The sequence below is a fragment of the Xanthobacter agilis genome, from assembly GCF_021730435.1.
Taxonomy (GTDB): domain Bacteria; phylum Pseudomonadota; class Alphaproteobacteria; order Rhizobiales; family Xanthobacteraceae; genus Xanthobacter; species Xanthobacter agilis.
This window is the reverse complement of sequence record NZ_JABWGX010000006.1, coordinates 198056-223700: the sequence shown is the minus strand read 5'-3', so window position 1 is coordinate 223700 and position 25645 is coordinate 198056. Positions and strand designations below refer to the sequence as shown.

The window sequence follows — 25645 nt, the reverse complement described above, 5'->3', positions numbered from 1 at the left end:
CGCGTCATGTCTGCCGTCGCGGGCGGCCCACAGCTTCACCTCCACCGCTTCACCAGCGCGGCAGTTCCCACCGCGCAACTTAGCCGAGGATCGAGCCCATGCTTGACGCAACCCTCTCCGCCCCGACCGCCGCGTTGCCGGCGAGGGACGCCGACGGCAAGCTCGACCTCGGTGCTCTCTTTTCCGACAGCGAGGTCCCCGAGTTCCTGGCCGACCTCGAAGCCGAACTGATCGGCCTGAAGCCGGTCAAGCGCCGCATCCGCGAGATCGCCGCGCATCTCGTCATCGGCCGCGCCCGCGAGACGCTGGGCCTGACCGCCGGCGCGCCGACCCTGCACATGGCATTCACCGGCAATCCCGGCACCGGCAAGACCACGGTCGCGCTCAAGATGGCGCAGATCCTCCACCGGCTCGGCTATGTGCGGCGGGGTCACCTGGTCTCTGTGACACGCGATGACCTGGTTGGCCAATACATCGGCCACACCGCGCCCAAGACCAAGGAAATCCTGAAGAAAGCCATGGGTGGCGTGCTGTTCATCGACGAGGCCTATTACCTCTACCGCCCGGAGAACGAGCGCGATTACGGGCAGGAGGCCATCGAGATCCTGCTGCAGGTGATGGAAAACCAGCGCGACGACCTGGTGGTGATCCTCGCCGGCTACAAGGACCGCATGGATCGCTTCTTCGAGAGCAATCCCGGCTTCCGCTCCCGCATCGCCCACCACATCGACTTCCCCGATTACGAAGATGACGAGCTGGTGGCGATCGCCAGAACCATGGCCGATGCCGCCGACTACCGGTTCAGCCCCGAGGCCGACAAGGCGCTCGTGGAATACGTGACGGCGCGGCGCGGCCAGCCCAATTTCGCCAACGCCCGCTCCATCCGCAACGCCCTCGACCGCATGCGGCTGCGCCAGTCGCTGCGCCTGTTCGACGCCGGCGGCCTCGCCGACCGCGAGGCCCTGGAAACCCTCACCGAAGCGGATGTGCGCGCCAGCCGCGTCTTCTCCGGTGGGATCGACGCGCCGCGCGCCGACGCTACCGCGTAGGAGCAAAGTTCGATATTTCATCAAAGACACGAGACGGCCCGCCGAACGGGCCGCAGGGCAACGACCCTTTAGGGAGACGAACGTCATGTTGGAGCCTCAAGCGGGGCAGTCCACCGCCACCCCTGCCGCCGCAGGTCTGACCCTTTCCGACACGCTCGACGCGTGGGCGGGCGCGGACAGCGCGCGCCAGCAGGTGGCCCACACCGTCAACGCTTTGGCCAAGGGCGCCATCGCGCTCGCCGCGAAGATCGCGGAAGGCCCGCTCGGCGGCGATTTCGCGGCCACCCTGTCCTCCGGCGAAGCCGGCGAGGGACAGAAGGCGCTCGACGTGATCGCCAACGACCTCATCATCGGCGCCCTCGCCGAGGCCCCCGTCGCCGCCGTGGCGTCCGAGGAGAACGAAGCGCCGGTGCTGCTCGCCGCCGATGGGCCGCTGCTGGTGGCCATCGACCCCCTCGACGGCTCGTCCAACATCGACACCGACATCTCGGTGGGCACCATCTTCGCCGTGTTCCGCCGTCCCGAGGGCGCCAACGCCGCCGACCCGGTCGCCTTCTTCCAGGGCGGGCGCGATCAGCTCGCCGCCGGCTATGTCATCTACGGGCCCCATGTGGCGCTGATGCTCACCGTCGGCGCCGGCACCTGGCACTTCGCCCTCGACCGCGCGGGCACCTTCCGCCTCGCCGATGCGCAGGTGAGCGTGAAGGAGGGCACGCCGGAGTTCGCCATCAACATGTCGAACTACCACCATTGGGACGAGCCCGTGCGCGGCTATGTGGATGACTGCCTCGCCGGCAAGACCGGCGCGCGCGAGCGCGACTTCAACATGCGCTGGGTCGCCTCCATGGTGGCCGACGCCCACCGCATCTTCCGCCGCGGCGGCATCTATCTTTACCCCGGCGACAGCCGGAAGGGCTACCACCAGGGCCGCCTGCGGCTGATCTACGAGGCCTTCCCCGTCGCCTTCCTGATGGAACAGGCCGGTGGCGCCGCCACCGACGGGTGTGCCGCCATCCTCGACCTCACCGCCAACGCCCTGCACCAGCGCGTGCCGTTCGTGTTCGGCGCCAAGGACGAGGTCGGTCGCGTCGCGCGCTACCACCTCGCGCCCGCCGGCCATGGCGAGCGCTCTCCCCTGTTCGCGCGGCGCGGCCTGTTCATCTGATTTTCCGGCGGGGCTCAAAATGTCGGTCAAGCATCCCATCATCGTCGTCACCGGCTCGTCGGGCGCGGGCACGACCTCGGTCAAGCGTACCTTCGAGCAGATCTTCCGCCGCGAGGGGGTGAGCGCGGCCTATGTGGAGGGCGATTCCTTCCACCGCTACGACCGCCTCGAAATGCGCGAGCTGATGGCCGCCGAGGCGACCAAGGGCAATCGCCACTTCAGCCACTTCTCGCCTCAGACCAACCTTTTGGGCGACCTTGAAACCCTCTTCAAGGACTATGGCGCCACCGGCTCCGGCCGCGCCCGCCACTATGTGCACGATGCGGGCGAGGCCAAGCTCTACGGTGCCGAGCCCGGCCGCTTCACCGACTGGCAGGAGGTGGAGCCCAACACCGACCTGCTCTTCTATGAAGGGCTGCACGGCGCGGTGGTCACCGACGATCTGAACCTGGCCCAGCACGCGGACCTGAAGATCGGGGTGGTCCCGGTCATCAACCTCGAATGGATCCAGAAGATCCATCGCGACAAGTCCACCCGTGGCTATTCCACGGAAGATGTGACCGACACCATCCTGCGCCGCATGCCGGATTATGTTCGCTACATCTGTCCCCAGTTCACGGAAACCGACATCAACTTCCAGCGCGTGCCCACGGTGGACACCTCCAACCCGTTCGTCGCCCGCTGGATCCCGACCCCGGACGAATCCATGGTGGTGATCCGCTTCCGCGACCCCCACGGCATCGATTTTCCGTACCTGCTCTCCATGATCCACAACAGCTTTATGTCGCGGGCAAACTCCATCGTCATTCCCGGCAACAAGCAGGATCTCGCCATGCAGCTCCTGCTGACCCCGCTCATCATGAAGCTGATGGATCGCAAGCGCCGGGCCGGGTGACGGCCCGACCCCGACGCTGAAGCACGCGGCCGGCGGGTCGACCCCCGCAAGGCGCGCGGTGCTCCGGCCACACATGCGCGCGGACGCCGCCCCGGCGCCGGTTCTCCCGGCGCCGCACGGGGAAGGTTTGCCCGCGCCCCGGTCTCCCGCGCGTGGGGGAGGCAGGGGGAGGATGGCACGTTCTATGAGCCCTAGGACGCGTGGCAGCCATCCTCCCCCCGGTCTTCCTCCACCGCGACCTGCCCCGCGAGCGGTCCTCGCGGTCGAAGACATCGACGCCCCTCCCCCCGGAGCGGGCTCCGGCTTCGGGTGTGGTGCCGCCCCGATACCGGCCGATCGCCGACAACCGTCCAACGGCACCCAATGAAACCCGCGCCCGGCGCTCCTAGCGGAGCAGGACCGGCGCGGGGTGCGAAGGGAGATGAGACCATGACCGCGCACGCCGTGCTGACCGAACCCGTCCCCGATCGTTCCCCCGGCTCCCTCTCCTGGCCCGTGACCGCAGCGGTGCGGGCGCTGGCCATGGATGCGGTGGAGCAGGCGAAGTCCGGACATCCCGGTGCCCCCCTCGGCATGGCGGAGATCGCCGCCGTGCTGTGGCGGGAGCAATTGCGGCACAATCCCGCCGATCCCTCCTGGCCCGACCGCGACCGCTTCGTGCTCTCCAACGGGCACGGTTCCATGCTCCTCTACGCGTTGCTGCACCTGACCGGCTACGACCTGCCGATCGAGGAGCTGAAGCGCTTCCGCCAGCTTCATGCGCGCACCCCCGGCCACCCGGAGGTCGGCATGACGCCGGGCATCGAGACCACCACCGGCCCGCTCGGCCAGGGCCTCGCCAATGCCGTGGGCATGGCGCTCGCGGAAAAGACGCTGGCCGCCCAGTTCAACCGGCCCGGCCTCTCCATCGTCGATCACCGCACCTTCGTGTTCCTGGGCGACGGCTGCCTGATGGAAGGGGTGAGCCACGAGGCGTGCTCGCTGGCCGGACGGCTCGGCCTCGGCAAGCTCGTCGCCTTCTATGACGACAACGGCATCTCCATCGACGGCCAGGTGGAGGAATGGTTCCCGGACGACACGCCTGCCCGGTTCGAGGCCTATGGCTGGCATGTGGCGCGCGCCGTGGACGGCCATGACCCCAAGGCCATTGCCGCCGCCCTGGAGGCGGCGCTCGCCGAGACCGGCAAGCCCAGCCTGATCTGCTGCAAGACCGTCATCGGCCGCGGTGCCCCCACCAAGCAGGGCCACCAGGACACCCACGGCGCCCCCCTGGGCGCCGATGAGATCGCCGGAACCCGCGCCGCCATGGGGTGGACCCACGCCCCGTTCGAGATCCCCGCAGAGGTCTATGCCCTGTGGGACGCCCGCAAGGCCGGCGTCGCCAGGCAGCAGGCCTGGGACGCCCGCATGGCCGCCTATGAGCGGGCCTATCCGCGGGAGGCCGGCGAATTCCGCCGCCGCCTGTCCGGCGACCTCTCCGAGGCGTTCGAGCCGGCGTTCACGGCGGCGCTGGAATCCGCCATCGAGAAACGGGAGACCATCGCCACCCGCAAGGCCAGCCAGCAGGCGCTGGCGGCGCTCAGCCGGGTGGTGCCGGAATTCCTCGGCGGGTCGGCCGACCTCGCCCATTCCAACCTCACCGCCTACCCCGGCTCGACGCCGGTCACGCGCAATCCCGCCGGCAACCAGGTGCTATACGGCGTGCGCGAGTTCGGCATGTCGGCCATCGCCAACGGCATCGCCCTGCATGGCGGCTTCATCCCGTTCGTGGCCACCTTCCTCGTGTTCTCGGACTATGCCCGCAACGCCATGCGCATGAGCGCGCTGATGGGCGCGCGGGTGATCTATGTGCTCACCCACGATTCCATCGGCCTCGGCGAGGACGGCCCCACCCACCAGCCGGTGGAGCATGTGGAAAGCCTGCGCCTCATCCCCAACCTCGACGTCTGGCGGCCCTCCGACACGGTCGAGACCCTGGTGGCCTGGCATGCGGCCCTGACCCGCCGGGACGGGCCGAGCGCCCTCATCCTCTCGCGCCAGAACCTGCCCTGCTGGCCCCATGCCGTCGCCGACGCCGACACCATCGCCGAAGGCGCCTATGTGGTGGCCACCGGAGAGGACGTGTCGGCGCCCCGGCTGGTGCTGGTCGCCACCGGCTCCGAGGTGAAGCTCGCGGTGGCCACCGCCGATCTGCTGCGGCAGGAGGGCATCACCGCCCGCGTGGTCTCCCTGCCCTGCCGCGAGCACTTTGAAAAACTGACCAAAGTTCAGCGGGAGGCCCTCTTTCCGCCGGATCTGCCCATCATTACCATCGAAGCCGGTGTGACGCGTGGGTGGCGCGGATTCACGGGTGCCGATACGGTCGCGGGGGTCACCGCCATCGGCATCGACCGGTTCGGGGAATCCGCGCCGGAGAAGGATCTTTGGCCCCTGTTCGGCTTCACCGCCGAAGCGGTCGCCGAGGCCGCCCGCCGCGCGCTCCGCTGAAGCGAACCGGGCGGCGACCGCCGCCCGCAGAGCATGTGGCGGCGACCGCCGTTCGGAACCATGTGGCGGTGACCGCCGCTGGATGCCCCTGTGGCGGCGACCGCCGCCGGATGCCCCTGTGGCGGCGACCGCCGCCGGATGCCCCTGTGGCGGCGACCGCCGCCCTGGGACCATGTACAAGCACCTCGTAGTATCGCGTCGCGATTCGACCCAAAGGAGAGGACTATGGCCCTCGTGTCCATGCGGCAGCTGCTCGACCACGCAGCAGAGCATGCCTATGGCCTTCCGGCCTTTAACGTGAACAACATGGAGCAGGTGAAGGCCATCATGGAGGCCGCCCGCGCCACACGCTCGCCGGTGATCCTCCAAGGCTCCGCCGGTGCCCGCAAATATGCCGGCGAACCGTTCCTGCGCCACCTCATCGCCGCGGCGGTGGAAGCCTATCCCGAGATCCCGGTGGTGATGCACCAGGACCATGGCGCCTCGCCCGCCGTGTGCCTGGCCGCCATCAAGTCCGGCTTCTCCTCGGTGATGATGGACGGTTCGCTCAAGGAAGACGGCAAGACCCCGGCCGATTACGGCTATAACGCCGCCGTCACCGCCAAGGTGGTGGAATTCGCCCATGCTGTGGGCGTGTCGGTGGAAGGCGAGCTCGGCTGCCTGGGCTCGCTGGAGACCGGCAAGGGCGAAGCCGAGGACGGCCACGGCGCCGAGGGCACCCTCGACCACTCCAGCCTCCTCACCGACCCCGACGAAGCCGCCCAGTTCGTGAAGGCGACCCAGTGCGATGCGCTCGCCATCGCCATCGGCACCTCGCACGGCGCCTATAAGTTCAGCCGCAAGCCCACCGGCGACATTCTCGCCATCGATCGGGTGAAGGCCATCCACCAGCGCATTCCCACCACGCACCTGGTGATGCACGGCTCGTCCTCGGTGCCGCAGGAACTCCTGGAAGAGATCCGCGCCTATGGCGGCGACATCAAGGAAACCTACGGCGTGCCGGTGGAGGAGATCCAGGAAGGCATCCGCTACGGCGTGCGCAAGGTGAATATCGACACCGACATCCGCCTCGCCATGACCGCCGCCATGCGCCGCGTCGCGGCGAAGAACCCCTCCGAGTTCGACCCGCGCAAGTTCCTCATCGCCGCCATGGAAGAGGCGAAGAAGGTGTGCATCTCGCGGTTCGAGGCGTTCGGCTCGGCAGGTCAGGCGGAGAAGATCCGGCCCATCGAGCTCGACGACATGGCCAAGCGCTACGCCTCGGGCAGCCTTGCCCAGACCGTGCACTGAGCCGCTTCAGCCCAGCATGGAAGGGGAACCCGGACCGATGCGCCGGGCTCCCCGCTCCCCTTCGGCCGCTGCGGCCCCGCACGCGGCGTTGAGCTGGCGCCGAGGCCCGGCCGGCGAACGGCCATGAACACGCATCATCAGACGACCAGCCCGGAGAGAGCCATGGCCCGCGCCCATCCCGTCATCGCCCCGTCCATCCTGTCGGCGGATTTCGCCCGCCTCGGCGCGGAAGTGGAGGCCGTGCTTGCCGGCGGCGCCGAATGGATCCATTTCGACGTGATGGACAACCATTACGTGCCCAACCTCACCATCGGGCCGCTGGTGCTCCAGTCCCTGCGCAGGGTGACCGACGCCTTCATCGACGTGCATCTGATGGTGAAGCCGGTGGATGGCATGATCGAGGCCTTCGCCGGCGCCGGCGCCGACCTCATCTCGTTCCATCCGGAGGCCAGCGAACATGTGGACCGCTCGCTCCAGCTCATCCGCTCGAAGGGCGTGCAGGCGGGCCTGGTGCTGAATCCGGCCACCCCCCTCTCCGTGCTCGACTACACGCTGGACGCCCTCGACCTGGTGCTGGTGATGTCGGTCAACCCCGGCTTCGGCGGACAGGCCTTCATTCCCCACGCGCTCGACAAGCTGAAGGCGATCCGCGAACGCATCGACGCCTCGGGGCGCGACATTCGCCTCGAGATCGACGGCGGCGTGAAGGTGGATAACATCGGCGCCATCGCGGCGGCTGGCGCCGACACGTTCGTGGCCGGCAGCGCCATCTTCGGTGCCAAAGACTATGGCGCCACCATCACCGCCATGATGGGCGAAATCGCGGCCGCCACCGGATCCGCCGCGGCCGCATGACACCATCGGCACCGGTCTTTGACCGGTGCCGAGTGGGGTCGCTCAGGCGCCGCGCGGGCTTGACCAAAGCCCCGACGCGATCGCGCCTTGCCTTCAGCTTTTCAAATGTCCGGCCGTCGCTCTCTCCGTAGGCGGCCGGGCGGCCCTCTCCCCCACGGGGAGAGGGCTTTTTCATTGCGGACGCGCCACCCGAGCGATCTTACCCGCAGGAGATCTCGCCCTCAGGCGATCTTGCGCTCGGCCTTGGCATGCATCGAGCCGGTCTCGCGCGCCCGCACATGCCAGGCGAGGGCTTCCTCGATGATGTGGGGGGTATGCCCGCCGCGCGCGGTGGCGCGGTCGAAATAATCCTCCATCTCGTCCCGGAAGGTGGGGTGCACGCAATTGTCGATGACGACGCGCGCCCGCTCGCGCGGCGCCAGCTCGCGCAGATCGGCGAGGCCCACTTCGGTCACGAGAATATCCACGTCGTGCTCGGTGTGGTCCACATGGCTCACCATGGGCACCACCGACGACAGCGCGCCGCCCTTGGCGATGGACTTGGTGACGAACACCGAGAGATAGGCATTGCGGGCGAAATCGCCCGAGCCGCCGATGCCGTTCATCATGTGGGTGCCGCCCACATGGGTGGAGTTCACATTGCCATAAATGTCGAACTCGAGCGCCGTGTTGATGCCGATGATGCCGAGGCGACGGATGATCTCCGGATGGTTGGAGATTTCCTGCGGGCGCAGGATGAGCCGCGACTTGTAGTCGGTGATGTGGGGCATCACCTGGTCATGCTTGCCCTTCGACAAGGTGATGGACGAACCCGATGCGAAATTGAGCTTTCCGGCATCGAACAGATCGAAGGTCGAATCCTGAAGCACCTCGGAATACATGGTGAGGTCGTGGAACGGGCTTTCGATGAAGCCGTGCATGACCGCGTTGGCGATGGTGCCGATGCCCGCCTGGAGCGGCTGCAGGCGCTCTGTCAGCCGCCCGATCTTCACTTCGTGCTTCAGGAACTCCATGAGATGGGAGGCGATGGCCGCCGTCTCATGGTCGGGCGGCAGCACGTTCGAGGCCGAATCCAGCTTCTCGGTGATGACGATGGCGGCGATCTTCTCCGGCGGCACCGGGATGAAGGGCAGGCCCACCCGGCTTTCGGGCGTCACCACCGGAATCGGCTCGCGGAACGGCCGGCGGGTGGGAATGTAGATGTCGTGCAGGCCTTCCAGCTCGGACGGCTGGGTCAGGTTGATCTCGATGATGACCTTCTCGGCCAGGATCGCGAAGGTGGCCGAATTACCCACCGAGGTGGTCGGCACGATGCCGCCCGACGCGGTGATGCCCACCGCCTCGATCACGGCCACGTCGATCGGCCCGAGCTGATGGGTGCGCAGGTGCTCCACCGTCTCCGAGAGGTGCTGATCGACGAACATCACTTCGCCGGAGTTGATCGCCTTGCGCAGCGCCGGATCGGACTGGAACGGAATGCGGCGCGACAGCAGGTGGGCTTCCGCCATCTGCTTGTCGAGGTCGTTGCCCAGCGAGGCGCCGGTGATGAGCGTGATCTTGAGCGGCTCGCCCTTGGCGTGGGCCTGCTTGGCGTGGGCGGCCAGCGCCATCGGCACGGCCTTGGCCTCGCCGGCGCGGGTGAACCCGCTCATGCCGACGATCATCCCGTCCTTGATATGGCTGGCGGCCTCGTCGGCGGACACGATTTTGTCACGCAGGGAGGCGAGGCGAATACGGTCTTGAGGCATGGCGGCGTTCCCCCGAGGGTTTCCTCAAACACTTTTCCCTGTCGCGCATAGCCAGCACGACGGCTTCCTCGGAATTCAACTAAAGGCAATACGCCCTTCACGCGCTGATGAAAACCGACAAGCCCAAAGTGTCGCGCCCAGCGCGATCACGAAAGCGCAAAGCCTTGCCATATGCCACTCTTTCGGCGCGCGGCACGCGGACATGCGCATCAATTCGGTGGTCCAGCCCCGCACTCAGCGCAAGGGCGCTTTGCGCTGAGTGCGCATCCACCTGTATCCCGCGGGACGCTGGTGTCGGCCTGGCCGGCTCCGGGGCCGGCGGATGGGGCTGATTCCCCAGCGTCCGCAATAGTGACGGCGGCCCGCCGTCGGTCACGGCCCGGAGCCTTTCGACGGATGGCATTCCCGCCGGCGCGGGCACCACACCCGCCGCGCGGCCGCGATCACCGCCCCCGAGCAGCGGAAGAATGGCGCCCCGCGCCCCAACAGGGTCCGGCATACCTGCCCCCCTGGGGGCTCCCCATCGCCAGGGGAGGCCGACCGGCCGGGGTGCTTGTGAAGGCCCCCGATCCGGAGGCCGCTCAAGTCGTCGCCCGCCTCAGTCCTCGCCCGCCTGGGCGCGCGGCAGCGGAATGGTGGACGGTTGCGGGTTCGACGCCGAGTAATATTTGCGCTTGGGGATCGAGCCGGTCACGTCGGTCCCACCCTTGCCCGGCACATAGGACATGGGTCCGGGCTGGCGTATGCCCTCCGGTCCCACCTGCCAGCCGGGGGGCAACTGGTTCGGGCCCGGACGGGGGGCCGGGGCGCGGCTCGGCGCGGCTTGCGCCGGCAGCGGCGCCGGCGGCGGCAACGGTTCCTGCTCGACCGGCGCCTGAACCGGCTGCGGCGCCAGCATTTGCGGCCGCTCGGGAATCGGCTCCGGCGCCATGGCCTGCGGGGGCGGCTCCTGGACTTGCGGCGGTTCCCGGACCTGCGGCAGGGCCGGCGGCGGCTGAATGGTCGCCATGGCCGGGGCCGGCATGGGCTTGGGCGCGGGCTTGCAGATGGTGCGCCCCTTGGCGTGCCGCATCAGGTCCACATGGATGTGGTCGTAATGGAAAATGTTGGAGCCGGGCGCGAGCACGGTGGTGAAGCGCTCGCACGCCCCCGCCTGCACCTGGAGCAGAAAGCCACGCTCCTCCGGCGTGCCCTTCCAGCCGTTCTTGACGGTGATCCACTGCCCGTCGGCGGTGCGGAAGGCCCCGATGTCGAGGGCGTTGCCGAAGGCATGCTCGGAGATCTTGGCGCCCGCCTGCCCGTTCATGGTGCGGCAGGAATAAGAGGACATCTGGCGGATGGCCACCACCGGCTGCCCCAGCCACGCCTCGGCGGCCGGCTCCACCACCGCCTGCACCCAGGCGTCGAGCTCGCGGATGACGGGGCAGGCCAGCCGCGCCGATGGCTCGACCACCACGTTGCCTTCGGCGAAGGCATGGACACGGAAGGGATATTCCATGCCACATCCACCATCGCCGCTGATCGCCGACAACGGTTCCATGAAGGCGGAAGGCACCACGCCCTTCTCCGCCAAGCACTGCTCTTCAGCCTCGACGCGCCAGGGATCCCGCCCGCTGTCGCCGAAACGACATCCGGTGAGGAGCAGGGCACCGACGAGCGGAGCAACGAGATACCAATAACCGCCGCGCATCATGGGCGGAACACTGGCGGACCCGCTCTTGCGGAGAAGTTAAGACGGGTGAGATTTTTGCGGCCACCGCCGGTTTCCAGGTGCCTTTTGGGCTCCGGCCGCACCAAGCCAGCCCCCCGGCGGACATCACCGCTGAAGAAGCATCACCTCCGGGCGGATGCGCCGACCCTTGTGGGAACCGCCGGCGCAGCATCAGGCGACTGCGGCGCAACGGGCTCTGTAACGGGCGCAGGCGGGGCGTCATCCACAACCGGCGTCACCGCTTGCGCTCCCGGCGGCGATTCCGCCATTGCTATTTGGAGTTGTAGTGCTAAATTCTGCAACTCGTGCGGAACGTCTTCCTGAACAAAGTCCTCGAAGAGCTGCCGCAGCTCCCGACCCAGCAAATCCTGCCGCGCGGAGATGTCGCGTCGATGAGGAATGCGCATGCCGCCGGTCTCTTTCTGATCCTGTCGGGTCATGGGGAATTAGGCCATCACATCACGGGCCACGTCACGGGCCACGTCACCGGCCACGTCACCGGCCACACCACGAGCCGATTGATGCACCGCCGCATGGCAACTTCAACTGCGGTTCCGATCATCTCGGACCGCTCTGCACGCGAAGCCACCTTCGTGTGGCATCCGCTTTCCCACGTTTCAATATGGGGGAATTCCGCAGCATCCCTGCGCGTCTTGCCGTATCTTTCATGACATCCCCGCCGTCGCGCAGGCTGCACCACAGGCTCAATCCCGATAGAGGCGGCTGGAGCCGTCCCCGACCGGTGGCTCTTCGGAAGAGGACTCATCTGTCCCCTGCCGAACCGTGTTGGGCGCCGAAAATTCGGCCATAACGCGGCGCAGCAGCGCGCGCTCCTCATCCGCCATGCGCACCTTGGCACGACGGACCATGCGACTGGGAAAATCGCGCACGCATTCCTGCGGAGAGAATTCCAGGATGTCATACCCGGGGAGAGGCTCGCACGCTGACGGCAAAGGCCGTTCCTTCGTCGACTGCATCTCTTTCATGCCGTCCTCCATCCTCGTCATCGCGAACACAACGCACCAGGTCGAAGCCGGTTCCCGGCGCGGCGATCTCACGACGGCGTGAGGCTGCGCGGCGACGGTCTGCGTCGCCCGAAGCCGAAGCCCTGTGAAAACGGACAGCGCCGGCCACCGCTCCGGCAAAAAAAAGGGCGCTCCCGGGAGCGCCCTTCTGCATCGCATCTACCGATCCCGTCACGGCTCGGGTCAGCGCCCGAGCGGAGGAATCAGCGGCACTGCACGCGATAGCTGTTGCCGTAGGCATCCCGCGCCCAGCAGGCCTTCGGGGTGGTCTCGGCGCCGATGATGGCGCCGGTGCCGGCACCGATGAGGCCGCCCACCAGGGCGCCCGTGCCGGTGCCGGTCGCAGCGGCGCCGATCGCGGCGCCCGCGCCGCCACCGATCAGGGCGCCGCCCACGGCGCGATCCTGACGGGAATACTCACTGCACCCAGCGAGAGCCAGCGCCATGGCGCCAACGATGAGAGCCGCTTTCATTGTCTTCTCCCTTCAGCACATCCCGCCCCCAGGCGGCAAAATATCCAGCCTAACCCGTCCGATGCCCCGCTGTTCGGGCTCCGCGGCGCCCACGGGGCGAAGGTGAGCGCCCACAGGAGAACACAGGGTTCGACGTTGCGGCATATAGCACATCCTCGCGCGATCCGGCCAATATCTGTCACCTTCGGCCAAGCCGCGACGATGCCCACGCCGCCGCGCCGTACCCCGCTCAGGCACCGCGCCGGCTGGACGAGGCGAGTGTGACATCCCGGATATCCGTGCCGTCGATGGTGATCCGACCTTCGCCCACGTCGTAGAAACGCGGCAGCAGCGCACACACGGTGGTTTTGCCCGCCCCCGACGGCCCGACGAAGGCCACCGTCTCCCCGGCCGCGATCTGCAGCGACAGATGCTTCAGCACCGGCCGACCGGGCGCATAGCCAAAGCTCACGCCCTCATAGCGGATTTCCCCCCGCACCGGGGCCGGGCCGGCACCCGGATCGCCGGCACCAAGCTCGCGGGCATCAAGCTCGTGGGCATCTTGCCGGTCGACCACATCGGGCCGCGTCTCAAGGAAATCGAGATAGGAGCGGAAACCGGCGATGCCCTTGGGATAGATCTCCACCACCGCCGCGATCTTCTCCAGCGGCCGGAAGAACACCAGCAGCAGGAACGACACGAAGCCGCCGTTGGACAATTCCCCCCCGGATCACGAACCAGGTGCCCGCCAGCATCACCACCACCTGCGTCAGGCGCATGCCCAGGTAACCCAGCGACATGTTGGCCGCCATCAGGCGGTATGCGGCGAGCTTGGTGCCGCGGTAGCCCGCATTGGCCTCCTCGAACAGGGCCCGTTCGTCATCCTCGTTGGCGAACGCCTGGACCACGCGGATGCCGCCCACATTCTCCGCGATGCGGGCATTGAAGGCGCCCACCCGGCCGAACAGGTCGTGGAAGTTCTATGTCATCTCGCGCCCGTAGTGGGTGGTGGCGAAGGCCACCAGGGGCACGATGGCGCCGGTGATGAGGGCCAGCGGCACATTCACCGTGAGCATCAGCACGAACGCGCCGATGAAGGTCATCACCGCCAGGAACACGTCTTCCGGCCCATGGTGGGCGATCTCCCCCACCTCTTCCAGATTGGTGGTGAGGCGGCCCACCAGATGGCCGGTCCTGTGGCTGTCGAAATAGGAGAACGAGAGCTTCTGCACATGGTCGAAGGCGCGCCGGCGCATATCGGTCTCGATGTTGATGCCGAGCATGTGCCCCCAATAGGTCACCACCGCCATCAAACCGGTGTTGACCACATAGATGCCCAGAAGCCCCAGCGCCGCGAGCACGATCAGGCTCCAGTCCCGGGGCGGCAGCAGATGGTCCACGAACACCGCCACCGCCATGGGAAAGGAGAGCTCCAGCAGGCCGGACACGATGGCGCAGGAGAAATCCAGCAGGAACAGCCCTTTGTACGGGGCGTAAAAGGTGAAGAACTGGTGCAGGATGCTCATGTCGCGATTGCTCTTTCCGTCGCGCGCCGCCATGCCCGCATGGCCGCCGCGCCCATGCGCCGCGATGGAGCGGCGTGTCGTGTGAAGGCCGCCGGCGGGTCGCGCCTCCGGTCGAAGAGGCGGGCTCCGCGCGCGGGTCGAGCGGTCCGCCCACCGGCGGCGACGAGGAGCTCTGATAGCGATGGCGTGTACGTGCGGATTGTCCATTTATCTTGAGCTTTGACGATTTATGTCCTGATATTGCGCTGCGTAGCAGACCGGAAGCCAAATCACGGCTGCCGCGCGACACTTCATAGGAATTCAAGACGATCGACTGCGCCGGCATCCTCCCGGCGATCGGACCGGCGCTCGCGGCAGACCCGGTTCCGACCCGCCGGAACGCGCGCCATCACGGAGCCGGAGCGGCGGACGACAGGAGAGACCCGAGCAGCACGGCGTTCCAACCGCGCATGACCTCTTCCATTGAGGGCATCACACTCCTCGATGACCTGCGCTGGCGCCGCTGGAACGGCGTGGTGGCCGATGTCTGGCACGTCCAGTGCGCCGCCGGCGCGCGCGGGGAATACATCTCGCGCGATGCCCGGCTGTTCGTGGTGCTCGATCGCGAGCGCGGGACGACGCAGGTTCAGCTGGCCGCCCCTGCCGCGCGCCGGTGCACATGAGCTTCGTGCCGGCCGACATGCCCCTGTGGTCGCGCATCGAGGCCGCCGGGGAGCTGCGGCACCTGGATCTGCATTTCGACGTGGCGACCTTGTCCGAGCGCATCGGCGAGACCCTTGACACCAGCCGCCTGGAGATGCCCCGGCTCGGCTTCATGGACGAGCGCATGCACGCCCTCGCCCGCCTGATTGCCGAGGAATGCACCGCGCCCGACGTCCGCCACGACCTTCATGGGGATGGGCTGGTGCTATCCCTCTTCATCGATCTGATGCAGCTTGCCCGCACGCCCGCGAACCGCCGCTCGACCCTCTCGGACCGGCAGCTCAAGCGGGTCACCGCGTTCATCGAGGACAATTGCCTGCGCAACATCCGGCTGCAGGAACTGGCGGACCTCACCGACCTGTCGCAATCCTATTTCAGCCACGCCTTCAAGGCCGCCACCGGCCTGCCGCCCGACCAACGGCACATGCGGGCGCGGATGCGGAAAGTGGAGCACCTGCTGGCCGATCCCGGCCTGCCGCTGCCGCAGGTGGCGGTCGCCGCGGGCTTCGCCGACCAGGCCCACTTCACCCGCACCTTCCGCCGCTTCTGCGGCCTCACCCCCGCCGCCTGGCGGCGCGCCCACCGCGCGTGACAGAGAGGCCCTGCATCGCCCTCGCCGGCGGGACCACGGGGGCGGCCCTCACAGCAGCGGGCGAACCAGCATATAGGCGCCCAGCGCGGCGAGACCGCCAAAGAAGACCTTGCGGAACAGCGTTTGCGACATGCGCAGGCGCGCGCGGCGACCAAGCTCCATGCCCAGAAGCGCCGGCAGAAGCGCCGCCAAGGACGCTCCCACAAGCGCCGGATCCGCGAACAGCCCCTGGGTGGCGCCCCCCGGCAAGGCGAGCGTCGCCGCGAGCGCGAAGGTGGACACAGTGAAGGTGAGGCCAAGCGCCTGCACCAGATCGTCGCGGCCGAGGCCCAGCGCCTGGAGATACGGCGCGGCGGGGATGACGGAAACGCCGGTGGTGCCGGTGACGAGCCCGGTCAGCAGGCCGATGAGCGGCGAAAGCCAGGATTCCAGGCGCGGCGGAACAACCAGAGCGAACCGTGTCAGGCCCAGCACCCCATAAAGGGCAAGAACCCCGCCCAGCGCCGGCAACGCCGCAGGCGAGGCCAGGCCGCCCAGGAACCGGTCCCCGAGCAGCGTGCCCACCACCAGCCCCACGCTCAGACCGATAAACCGGCGCGCGGTGGCCATGGGCCGGGCGCCGTAGGCAAATTGCCAGACATTGGTGACCGCGGACGGCACGACGATCATGGCGGCGGCATAAGCCGGGCTCATCACCAGGCTCAGAAGCCCGATGCCCGCCGTCGGCAGCCCCATCCCCGTGACGCCCTTCACCAGCCCGGCGACCACCAGCGCCAGCGCGCCGATCACCAAGGTCGCCGTCATCATGCCTTATGCCCTTCCCCAGACGCCGGCGGCAGGGTCAGAACTCCACGTCGAGTTCTTCCAGCTCCTCCGGCTCGTCAAAAGCGCCGGCGATCCATTCCTGCATGGCGGGAAGGGCCATGATCCGATCGCGATAGGCGGCGGTTTTGGCGTCGAGCGGGACGTCATAGGTGGTGAAGCGCGAGCACACCGGCGCGTACATGACGTCCGCGAGGCACGGCCGGGCGCCCATCAGGAACGGGCCGCCGTGGGCGGTGAGCGAGCCGCGCCAGATGTGCAGGATGCGGTCGATGTCCGCCTGCGCCCCGGCCCAGACCTTGAAGCCGGGATAACGCGCCTTGATGTTCATGGGCAGCGCCGAACGCAGATTGGCGAAGCCCGAATGCATCTCGCCCGAAATGGAGAGGCAATGGGCGCGCACCGCCCGGTCCGCCGGCAGAAGCCCGGCCTCGGGGAAGATTTCCGCAAGCACGGAACCGATGGCGAGGGTGTCCCACACCGTGATGTCGTCGAGCACCAAGCGCGGCACCAGGAACGAGGGCGACAGCAGCAGCAGTTCCGCCTTGGCGTCCGGATCGTCGACCGGCACGCGCTCTTCATCGAAGGCGAGGCCCGCCATCTTGCACAAGAGCCAGCCGCGCAGCGACCAGGAGGAGTAATTCTTGCTGGAGATGGTGAGAGTTGCCATGCTTGCCATGCGCCTCGCGCTGTTCCACGGACTTCGGGACGACGGGGTGATACCGTGGGTCAGCGCCTGCCGCACAAGCCCTGGCGGCGTCGACCCATCGACGGTTCCGGCGACGAAGCATATTGCAATGCACCACGCTCCGCTTCAATATCTCTCTTGACGGTACAACTGATCGGTCCACGAGGAAAGAACGAAAACACCCCTGCGACAATAACTTAAGGTTTCACGTTCGGCGCGCGGACACACCACGTCGAGGTGGAGCGGAAGGACGGTTCAGTCTTATGATCGGGTCTCCTCTGTGTTCGATGCTGTCCGCCAGCGCCGGAACCCCGCGGTACAGGACGCCATGATGTATCTGGCATATCAGACCCAGGCCGACCTCATGCGACCGATGCGGTTCGCAGCCGGGCTCGCGCGACAGACTCTCAACGGCCCGCTCGTCAATGGTTATGCCCATGCCGGCCTGCGCCATCTGGCGGCGGCTTATGAACTGGTGGAGCGCGCCGGCCTCAGCCATGGGCGACCGGATTTCGGCATCCGCACCGTCGAGGTCGGCAACCATGAAGTCCCGGTGACCGAGGAGAGGACCGCCGTCCTGCCGTTCGGCACCCTGCTGCGCTTCAAGAAGGACGTGACCGTGGCGCAGCCGCGAGTGCTGGTGGTGGCGCCGCTGTCGGGGCATTTCGCGACCCTGCTCGTCAATACCGTGAAGACCCTGCTGCCCGATCACGACGTCTATATCACCGACTGGCACAATGCCCGCGACGTGCCGCTTTCCGCGGGGCCATTCGGCTTCGACGATTATGTGGAGCACGTCATCCGCTTCCTGGAGGTGCTGGGACCGGGCGCGCACCTGCTGGCGGTGTGCCAGCCGTGCGTTCAGGCGCTGGTGGCCGCAGCGGTCATGTCCCAGGACAACAATCCGGCGACGCCGCGCTCGATGACGCTGATGGCCGGGCCCATCGATTGCCGCATCAATCCCACGGCGGTGAACAGGCTCGCCACCACCAAGCCCATGTCCTGGTTCGAACGCAACCTCATCTCGCGGGTGCCGCGCGGGTTCGCCGGATCGGGCCGGCGCGTTTATCCCGGCTTCATGCAGCTCTCGGCCTTCATCAGCATGAACCTCGGCCGCCACATGAAGGCGCATTTCGACCTCTACAACAGCCTTGCGGAGGGCGAGACCGAAAAGGCGGACGCTACAAAGAATTTCTACGACGAATACTTCGCCGTTCTGGATCTCGACGCCGATTTCTACCTGCAAACGGTGCGCTACGTTTTCCAGGAGTATCGCCTGCCCAAGGGCGAGCTGACCTATCGCGGACGACCGCTCGACTTCGGCGCCATCCGCCGGACCGCGCTGCTCACGGTGGAAGGGGAGCGGGACGACATCTGCGCCCTCGGCCAGACCGTGGCCGCCCAGGACCTGTGCAACAAGCTGCGCCCGCACAAGAAACGCCATCACATGCAGGCTGGCGTCGGCCATTATGGGGTGTTCTCCGGCCGGAAATGGGCGGGGCAGGTTTATCCCATCGTCCGTAACCACATCCTCGCCAGCGACTGAGCCGCCGGCCGGCACGCGGGGATGCCCGCATGCCGGCCCGACATCTCAGGCCCCCATGGCCGCGCATCCCCATGGCCGCGCGTTCCCTTGTCCGTGCTTTCCCTGGTCCGCGCGCCGGCAATCCCGGCAGGTGGCGATGGCCTTGGCGATGGCGATGACTCCCCGGAAGCGACAGCACGCCAGCCGGGCGGCGCATGCTGGTCCGTCCGGGGTTTGAACGCAGCCGCCGCACCTGCTGGCCGCCCCGCACCGGAGCTTGCCTTGACCCAGCCCGCCGAAGCGCGCCTGCGCGATCATCCGGACTTCGTCCTGTTCTGGATCGGCCGCGTGGCCTCCGCCCTCGCCTTTCAGATGCTGGGCGTGGCCGCCGGCTGGATGATCTATGATTGGACCGGCAGCGCCGTGGCCCTCGGCTTGGTGGGCCTGTGCCAGTTTCTGCCCATGCTGAGCCTGTCGCTGCTGGTGGGGCATGTCGCGGACAGCTTCGATCGACGGCGCATCGTCGTCATCTGCCTGGCAGTCGCCACCGCCACGCTGGCGATGCTCGCGGCCGGGCTCGCCGCCGGCGTGCTGGGCCTTGCGGGCCTTTATGGCGCCGTCACCCTCATCGGCGCGACCCGCGCCTTCGAGCACCCCACCCTTTCGGCGCTGCTGCCGCGACTGGTGCCCGGCACGGTGCTGCCCAAGGCGCTGGCGGTTTCCTCCTCGGCCATCCAGACTGCGACCATCATCGGCCCCGCCCTGGGCGGCCTCGCCTATGTGCTGGGGCCCATCGCCCCCATTGCCGGCGCGGCCGCCTGCTACGCTGCGGCGACGCTCGCCCTGCTCGCCATCCGCCGCCGGGTGCCGCCGGAGCGGCGCGGGCCGCTGACGCTCACCACCTTGCTCGCGGGGCTCACCTTCATCCGACGGCAGAAGATCGTGCTCGGCTCCATTTCGCTCGATCTGTTCGCGGTGCTGCTCGGCGGCGTGACCGCACTGCTGCCCATGTTCGCCCGCGACGTGCTCCAGGTCGGAGCCGAGGGCATGGGCCTCTTGCGCGCGGCGCCGGCGGTGGGCGCGACGCTGATGTCGCTATTGCTGCTGCGCCTGCCCCTGCGCCGATGGGTCGGGCCGTCCATGTTCGCGGCGGTGGCGGTGTTCGGGCTCGCGACGGTGGTGTTCGCGCTGTCGCAGAATTTCCTACTGTCGCTCTTCGCGCTGTTCATCACCGGCGCCGCCGACAATGTGAGCGTGGTGATCCGCTCCTCCCTGGTGCAATTGTCCACCCCGGACGAGATGCGCGGACGCGTGAGCGCCGTGAACTCCCTGTTCATCGGCACCTCCAACCAGCTCGGCGAATTCGAATCCGGCATGGTGGCCGCCCTGATCGGCCCGGTGGGGGCGGGGCTCGTGGGCGGTCTCGGCACCCTGGTGGTGGTGGCGGCCTGGATGCGCCTGTTCCCGGAGCTGCGACGCGTGGACGAGATGCCGCGCCCAACGGCTGGCGCACGGCCCAGGTGAGCGCGGAACGCAGCCGTCCGACGGCGTCCCCGTCGCCCGTTGCCGCCAGAAGGCCGTGTCGCTTCCGCCGGGTTTCGAAGGGGTGCCCCGCCAAACCCTCCGCGCGCCGCACCAGACAACAGGAAGCCGAACCGCCAGCGTGCCTGGAATACCCGGCCCGGTCGGCTCAAAATCACACGATCCGCTGGGCCACACCCCACAAACCCCGCCTTGAGGCCATCGATGCCGGCGCGGGCGAGAGCCCATCAAGGCACAACAAATGACGCCATTATGACGTTTTCATCTTTTTATTGAAATAGTTCATCTTTTTAATAAAAATACATATCTATTTAAAACCAGAAAATAAGTTATTCGCTATCTAAAAATCTTATGTCAACCGCCCATTCCGGCCGAATCAACTCCATTCACCGATACCGAACAGCACCTTCCGCTTCCATTTCATGCCGCTCGCACCAGGACGCGGCCGAATGCCCGTTGACGGCGCGGCTTTGCATCCGCATGGTGCTCCGGCCCGCACGACGGGCCCCATTCAGGAGGAGTGTCCCTTATTATGAGCGACTGGCCGGTACACGCGACGATCGACGGCCCCATCGTGATGATCGGTTTCGGATCCATCGGTCGCGGCACCTTGCCGCTGATCGAGCGCCATTTCGACTTCGACCATGACCGCATGGTGGTGATCGACCCGGTGGCGGAGCACCGCACCTTGCTCGATGCCCGCGGCATCCGCTTCATCCAGGCCGAGGTGACGCCGGAGAACTATCGCGAGCTGCTCACCCCCCTGCTCACCAATGGCGGCGGCCAGGGCTTCTGCGTGAACCTCTCCGTGGATGTGTCGTCGATCGCGGTCATGGAGCTGTGCCGGGAAATCGGCGCGCTCTATGTCGACACCGTAATCGAGCCGTGGAAGGGTTTCTATTTCGACGAGAGCATGGACAATGCCGCGCGCACCAATTACGCGCTGCGCGAAGGCCTGCTCGACGCCCGCCGCCGCAATCCCGGCGGCACCACCGCGGTGTCCACATGCGGCGCCAATCCGGGCATGGTGTCCTGGTTCGTGAAGCAGGCGCTGCTCAACATCGCCGCCGATACCGGCCTTAACCGGCCCGAGCCCAAGAGCCGCGAGGAATGGGCGCAATTCGCCCGCGCCCTGGGCGTGAAGGGCATTCACGTCGCCGAGCGCGACACCCAGCGCTCCCGCAACCCCAAAGTCATGGGCGAATTCTGGAACACCTGGTCGGTGGAGGGCTTCGTCTCCGAAGGCGTGCAGCCGGCCGAGCTCGGCTGGGGCACCCACGAGAAGGCGCTGCCGCCGGAAGCGCGCACCCATGCCGAGGGCTGCGGCGCGGCCATCTACCTGCTTTCGCCCGGCGCCGCCACCCGCGTGCGCTCCTGGACCCCGACCCCCGGCCCCCAATACGGCTTCCTCGTCACCCACAACGAAGCCATTTCCATCGCCGACTATCTGACCGTGCGCGACGGCGACACGGTGGTCTACCGCCCGACCTGCCACTATGCCTATCATCCCTGCAACGACGCCGTTCTGTCGCTGCACGAGATGTTCGGCAACGGCTGGCACTTCCAGGGCAAATGGAAGATCCTCGACGAGCATGAGATCGTCGACGGCGCGGACGAACTGGGCGTGCTCATCTACGGCCACGCCAAGAACGCCTATTGGTTCGGCTCCCAGCTCTCCATCGAGCAGGCGCGGGAACTTGCCCCCTATCAGAACGCCACCGGCCTGCAGGTGTCCTCGGCCGTGCTCGCCGGCATGGTGTGGGCGCTGGAGAACCCGAACGCCGGCATCGTCGAGGCGGACGAGATGGATTTCCACCGCTGCCTGAAGGTCCAGACCCCTTATCTCGGCCCGGTGATCGGCACCTATACCGACTGGACCCCCCTGACCGACCGTCAAAAGCTGTTCGCCGAGGATCTCGACATCGAGGACCCCTGGCAATTCAAGAACATCATCGTGCGCTGACGCGCCGCCATCGCTCAAGGCCCCGCTCCATCCGGAGCGGGGCTTTTTATTTGCGGGGGCGGCCTGATCGAAGGGGCCGGGTCGCGCGCCCAATGCGCCGGCTCCCGACCGTTCCGGGCGACCCCTTGGACGCTTGTCGCAGCCCCTCAGGAACGCAAAAAGGCCGCTCCCATCGAAGGAAGCGGCCTTTTTTCCGTCCAACGTCCATGCCCGAGACGCGTCGGCAATGGGCCGGCGCGTGCTGGAGCGGTATCGGCTCGCACGGGCTTCGCTGATCGTGCGGGACGAGCCGAAACCGCTCACCCTTTCACGCGAACCGCGATCCTCGGGGATTGCAGAGGCTTGGAGCACGACCGATCGAGCCGATGAAGGCGCCGCGCCGATGCCGCACCCCTCGGCACTGCACCGGCGGCCGGAACATCCGGCGGCCCGGCCGGCGACATGGCCCCTTGGCTCTCCTCAGGCCGAGCGGCGCACGTCGCCGGCGATCAGCTCAGCCAGCGAGGGACGGGCGGCTTCCACGCCCGTGGGGCTGATGAGGCCCCGCGCCCCGTCGAGCGCACCGGCCGTCAGTTCCAGGCCCAGCAGCCGGTTCCGATCGAACGGCCCCGGCATCCACAGGCCGCCGGTCTTGGCGCTGGAAAAGCCGAAGCGGGCATAATAAGGCGCGTCCCCCACGAGAATGATGGCGCCATGGCCCCGCGCGCGCGCCGCGTCCAGGGCGGTGCGCATGAGGGCGCCGCCAAGGCCGTCCTGGCGAAACCAGGGGTGCACGGCCAGGGGCCCCAACAGCAGCGCCGGCTTGCCGGGACCCGCCGAGACGTTCCACAGCCGCACCGTCCCCGCCAGCCGGCCATCCGGCCCGTGGGCGGAAAAGGCGAGCCCCGCCGCCGGCTCGCGCCCCTCGCGCAGACGCTCCGAAGACTTGGCGCGCCGCTCCTCGCCCAGGCACAGGTCGAGCAGGGCCTCGCGCGCGGCCACTTCTTCCACGGATTCCAGCACAATGTCAGTCATCGGCACCTCCCGTGCCAAAACCGAGACGTGAAGAACGCCGCCCCGGCCGCGATCGCGACCAGGCTCGCAAGACGCAAGCCCTTCTCAGGAACGGTGCGGAAGACGAGGGGGACACCCCCTCCCCTTGGATCCCGGACGGCACAGCCGGTGCCGGGGACGCCTGTTGCCACAGCAACGAGGGTCCGGGATGCCTGAAGCATCCCGGCTGCGGTGCCGCCAGCGCGGTCGAGGACCTGCGGCGGAACCGGTCCGCCACGGGCGGGCGGTTCAGATCACATAGGACTTCAGCGGCGGGAAGCCGTTGAACGCCACCGCCGAATACGTGGTGGTATAGGCCCCGCACGCCTCGATGATGATCTTGTCGCCGATCGACAGCGACAGGGGCAGCTCCACCGGGGTCTTCTCATAGAGCACGTCGGCGGAATCGCAGGTGGGGCCGGCGAGCACGCAGGGGGCGGTGTCGTCGCCGTCGCGCGGCGTGCGCAGCGGGTAGCGGATCGCCTCTTCCATGGTCTCCGCCAGACCGCCGAACTTACCGATGTCGAGATAGACCCAGCGCATGGCGTCGGTGTCGGACTTCTTGGAAATCAGCACCACCTCGGCCTCGATGAGGCCGGCGTTGCCCACCATGCCGCGCCCCGGCTCCATGATGGTCTCGGGAATGCGATTGCCGAAATGCTTGCGCAGGGAGGAGAAGATCGCCTCGCCATAGGACTTGGCCGCTGGCACGTCCTGCAGGTAGCGGGTGGGAAAGCCGCCGCCCAGATTCACCATGGCCAGGGCGATGCCCCGCTCCGCGCAATCGCGGAAGATGCGGGCGGCGGACGCCAGCGCACCGTCCCAGGCATTCACATTCTTCTGCTGCGAGCCCACGTGGAAGGACACGCCATGGGCGGCAAGACCCAGCCGATGGGCGTGCTCCAGCACCTCGACGGCGAGTTCCGGCTCGCAGCCGAACTTGCGCGACAAAGGCCATTCCGCCCCCGCGCCGTCGCACAGGATGCGGCAGAACACCTTGGATCGGGGGGCAACGCGCGCCACCTTCTCCACCTCTTCATAGGAATCCACCGCGAACAGCCGCACCCCCAGCTTGAAGGCACGCTCGATGTCGCGCTCCTTCTTGATGGTGTTGCCGTACGAGATGCGCTCCGGCCCGGCGCCGGTGGCGAGCACCATCTCGATTTCGCCGGTGGAGGCGCAATCGAAGCAGGAGCCCATGTCTTCCAGCGCCTTCAGGATCGCCGCATCGGGATTCGCCTTCACCGCATAGAACACGCGGGTGTCGGGCAAAGCGCGGGCGAACGCCTGGTAATTGGCGCGCACCACGTCGAGGTCCACCACCACGCAGGGGCCATCCTCTCGTCGGGTACGCAGGAACTCGCGGATGCGGTCGGTCATGGTGTCCTCCCCCGTGACCTGAAGCCTCGTGAAGCGCGGACGAGCCGCGCGCCGACAGGACGAACAAAGCCGCTTCCGCCTTCGACACGAAGGTGGAGTACCGGCCCAGTCGGGGCATGCACCAGCGGCGGAGCGGCGATGTGGACGCGCCGAGCCAAGCCGCGGGCCGTGCCCGCTTCGCCGGTCTTTCAACCGGCCGCATCATGGGACCGAACGGCAGCCGCTCATCCCGCCCGAGCATAGCCAGGAGAGTTGAGACGATTGCGCACGTTTGGAGAGGGAAATCCCGCTCCGCACGGCCGGCAAGATGTAGTGCCTCTTCAGTGCCGCCGACCTTTGGAGGGCCGACTGAGACCAAAAAAGCCCTTACGTCGTTGCTTCAAGTCACGTCCCCCGCATTGAGGAGCGGGGTGGGCCGGTTCCCTCCGGCTATCGGTCGTCCTGGCAGCTTTCCGGCCTCTTGTCCGGAGATCCTACCGACCGACACGCGACCACAGGCACGTGCGAATATGGGCGAGGGCGGATGTAGGGGATTCTCCCTGCCGACGCAAGCGGCAATTTGATGAAAATCAAGGCGACAATCTTCGCGGAGGAGCTCTAAAGTCACTCAACTGTTCATTGTACTCGCCGCTCCCCACAGGCTCTTCATGCGCGAAAATCGGATCCGACGCACCCTGTTTCAAACTGTCGTGTTGGGGCTGCTCTTGGTTCTTTGGGCTGGCGGTACCGCTCCGGCGTCGGCAGCCGAGTCGCGCCGACTGCCCGTGGTGGAAGGCTGGCTGCAGATGCCGCCCCGGGGCAGCATGATCATATTTCGATGCCAGTCGGCCAGCTGTGGGGGGCCGGACGCCCTTATGACCATCTATCGCCACCACGAGGTTCTGTCCGGGATCACACTCGAACTCTTCATGAAGCTCCAGGCGGACAACAACGCTGGCGACATCGCCCTCAATCCGGGGCTGAAATCGGTGGTGAGCCTACGCGCCATCTCAATGCAGGATGGGGTCCAGGTCTTCACCGCCTGGCAGGACCGCACTTACGGCGACGGCACCAAGATGTTCGCGCTGAACGGTCTCCTTCCCGGCCCCGCAGCGACGGTCACTGTGGTCGCAGTCGCCGGTTCGCGTGAACAGGTGTCGGCCAATTTCGAGGCATTTCTGCCCCAGCTCCCCCCTCTCACCCGCTGAACGGGCGCT

Annotated in this window: 19 protein-coding genes and 2 pseudogenes; 12 read left to right on the top strand and 9 right to left on the bottom strand. The window is 67.4% G+C overall.

Going from position 1 to position 25645, the window contains the following annotated elements; genetic code table 11:
• The first annotated feature begins 98 nt into the window (after positions 1-98).
• The 6 genes from cbbX (at position 99) to rpe (ending at position 7741) form a co-directional block, all read left to right on the top strand.
• Positions 99-1049: a CbbX protein gene (gene cbbX, locus HUW53_RS06520; RefSeq protein WP_237344938.1), complete on the top strand. Its 951-nt coding sequence runs from the start codon at positions 99-101 to the stop codon at positions 1047-1049.
• Between the two features lie 85 nt (positions 1050-1134).
• Positions 1135-2214: a class 1 fructose-bisphosphatase gene (locus HUW53_RS06515; RefSeq protein WP_237344937.1), complete on the top strand. Its 1080-nt coding sequence runs from the start codon at positions 1135-1137 to the stop codon at positions 2212-2214.
• Between the two features lie 19 nt (positions 2215-2233).
• Positions 2234-3109, top strand: a complete 876-nt coding sequence (locus tag HUW53_RS06510) for a phosphoribulokinase (RefSeq protein ID WP_237344936.1) — start codon at positions 2234-2236, stop codon at positions 3107-3109.
• A 429-nt stretch (positions 3110-3538) separates the two neighbouring features.
• Positions 3539-5596, top strand: a complete 2058-nt coding sequence (tkt, locus tag HUW53_RS06505; RefSeq protein ID WP_272903865.1) for a transketolase — start codon at positions 3539-3541, stop codon at positions 5594-5596.
• A 225-nt stretch (positions 5597-5821) separates the two neighbouring features.
• Complete coding sequence (fba, locus tag HUW53_RS06500) at positions 5822-6886, top strand: class II fructose-bisphosphate aldolase (RefSeq protein ID WP_237344935.1); 1065 nt, start codon at positions 5822-5824, stop codon at positions 6884-6886.
• A gap of 123 nt (positions 6887-7009) precedes the next feature.
• Positions 7010-7741: a ribulose-phosphate 3-epimerase gene (rpe, locus tag HUW53_RS06495; protein WP_272903862.1), complete on the top strand. Its 732-nt coding sequence runs from the start codon at positions 7010-7012 to the stop codon at positions 7739-7741.
• A 221-nt stretch (positions 7742-7962) separates the two neighbouring features.
• Here rpe and HUW53_RS06490 read toward each other — a convergent pair whose 3' ends face one another.
• Both HUW53_RS06490 and HUW53_RS06485 read right to left on the bottom strand, forming a co-directional pair.
• Positions 7963-9489: a succinate CoA transferase gene (locus HUW53_RS06490; protein WP_237344934.1), complete on the bottom strand. Its 1527-nt coding sequence runs from the start codon at positions 9487-9489 to the stop codon at positions 7963-7965.
• A 598-nt stretch (positions 9490-10087) separates the two neighbouring features.
• On the bottom strand, positions 10088-11182 hold the full coding sequence (locus HUW53_RS06485) for an extensin-like domain-containing protein (RefSeq protein WP_237344933.1): 1095 nt from the start codon (positions 11180-11182) through the stop codon (positions 10088-10090).
• 323 nt (positions 11183-11505) lie between these two features.
• Here HUW53_RS06485 and HUW53_RS06480 point away from each other — a divergent pair, with 323 nt between their 5' ends.
• Positions 11506-11871: a hypothetical protein gene (locus HUW53_RS06480; RefSeq protein ID WP_237344932.1), complete on the top strand. Its 366-nt coding sequence runs from the start codon at positions 11506-11508 to the stop codon at positions 11869-11871.
• Between the two features lie 33 nt (positions 11872-11904).
• On the opposite strand, the gene HUW53_RS06475 is transcribed toward HUW53_RS06480, so the two are convergent.
• From HUW53_RS06475 to HUW53_RS06465, 3 genes and pseudogenes are all read right to left on the bottom strand, one after another.
• Positions 11905-12186, bottom strand: coding sequence for a hypothetical protein (locus HUW53_RS06475; RefSeq protein WP_237344931.1), 282 nt, complete (start codon positions 12184-12186; stop codon positions 11905-11907).
• A gap of 242 nt (positions 12187-12428) precedes the next feature.
• Positions 12429-12698 carry a glycine zipper domain-containing protein gene (locus HUW53_RS06470; protein WP_237344930.1) on the bottom strand — a complete coding sequence of 90 codons (270 nt, stop codon included), beginning with the start codon at positions 12696-12698 and terminating at the stop codon, positions 12429-12431.
• A 250-nt stretch (positions 12699-12948) separates the two neighbouring features.
• Positions 12949-14197 (bottom strand): annotated as a pseudogene (locus HUW53_RS06465) (ABC transporter transmembrane domain-containing protein); the annotation flags it as partial.
• 455 nt (positions 14198-14652) lie between these two features.
• Here HUW53_RS06465 and HUW53_RS06460 point away from each other — a divergent pair.
• A pseudogene (locus HUW53_RS06460) lies at positions 14653-15497 on the top strand (helix-turn-helix domain-containing protein).
• Between the two features lie 48 nt (positions 15498-15545).
• On the opposite strand, the gene HUW53_RS06455 reads toward HUW53_RS06460, so the two are convergent.
• On the bottom strand, positions 15546-16304 hold the full coding sequence (locus HUW53_RS06455; protein WP_237344929.1) for a sulfite exporter TauE/SafE family protein: 759 nt from the start codon (positions 16302-16304) through the stop codon (positions 15546-15548).
• 34 nt (positions 16305-16338) lie between these two features.
• Positions 16339-16989: a glutathione S-transferase family protein gene (locus tag HUW53_RS06450; protein ID WP_237344928.1), complete on the bottom strand. Its 651-nt coding sequence runs from the start codon at positions 16987-16989 to the stop codon at positions 16339-16341.
• A 346-nt stretch (positions 16990-17335) separates the two neighbouring features.
• On the opposite strand from HUW53_RS06450, the gene HUW53_RS06445 reads away from it, so the two are divergent.
• From HUW53_RS06445 to HUW53_RS06435, 3 genes are all read left to right on the top strand, one after another.
• Complete coding sequence (locus HUW53_RS06445) at positions 17336-18553, top strand: polyhydroxyalkanoate depolymerase (RefSeq protein ID WP_237344927.1); 1218 nt, start codon at positions 17336-17338, stop codon at positions 18551-18553.
• A gap of 261 nt (positions 18554-18814) precedes the next feature.
• Positions 18815-20056 carry an MFS transporter gene (locus tag HUW53_RS06440; protein ID WP_237344926.1) on the top strand — a complete coding sequence of 414 codons (1242 nt, stop codon included), beginning with the start codon at positions 18815-18817 and terminating at the stop codon, positions 20054-20056.
• Positions 20057-20606: 550 nt separating this feature from the next.
• Complete coding sequence (locus HUW53_RS06435) at positions 20607-22037, top strand: homospermidine synthase (protein WP_237344925.1); 1431 nt, start codon at positions 20607-20609, stop codon at positions 22035-22037.
• A gap of 459 nt (positions 22038-22496) precedes the next feature.
• Here the strand turns inward: HUW53_RS06435 and HUW53_RS06430 are convergent, their stop codons facing one another.
• Both HUW53_RS06430 and HUW53_RS06425 read right to left on the bottom strand, forming a co-directional pair.
• On the bottom strand, positions 22497-23051 hold the full coding sequence (locus HUW53_RS06430) for a GNAT family N-acetyltransferase (protein WP_237344924.1): 555 nt from the start codon (positions 23049-23051) through the stop codon (positions 22497-22499).
• Between the two features lie 267 nt (positions 23052-23318).
• Positions 23319-24449 carry a type III PLP-dependent enzyme gene (locus HUW53_RS06425; RefSeq protein WP_237344923.1) on the bottom strand — a complete coding sequence of 377 codons (1131 nt, stop codon included), beginning with the start codon at positions 24447-24449 and terminating at the stop codon, positions 23319-23321.
• 854 nt (positions 24450-25303) lie between these two features.
• On the opposite strand from HUW53_RS06425, the gene HUW53_RS06420 reads away from it, so the two are divergent.
• Complete coding sequence (locus HUW53_RS06420) at positions 25304-25636, top strand: hypothetical protein (protein ID WP_237344922.1); 333 nt, start codon at positions 25304-25306, stop codon at positions 25634-25636.
• Positions 25637-25645 lie beyond the last annotated feature (9 nt).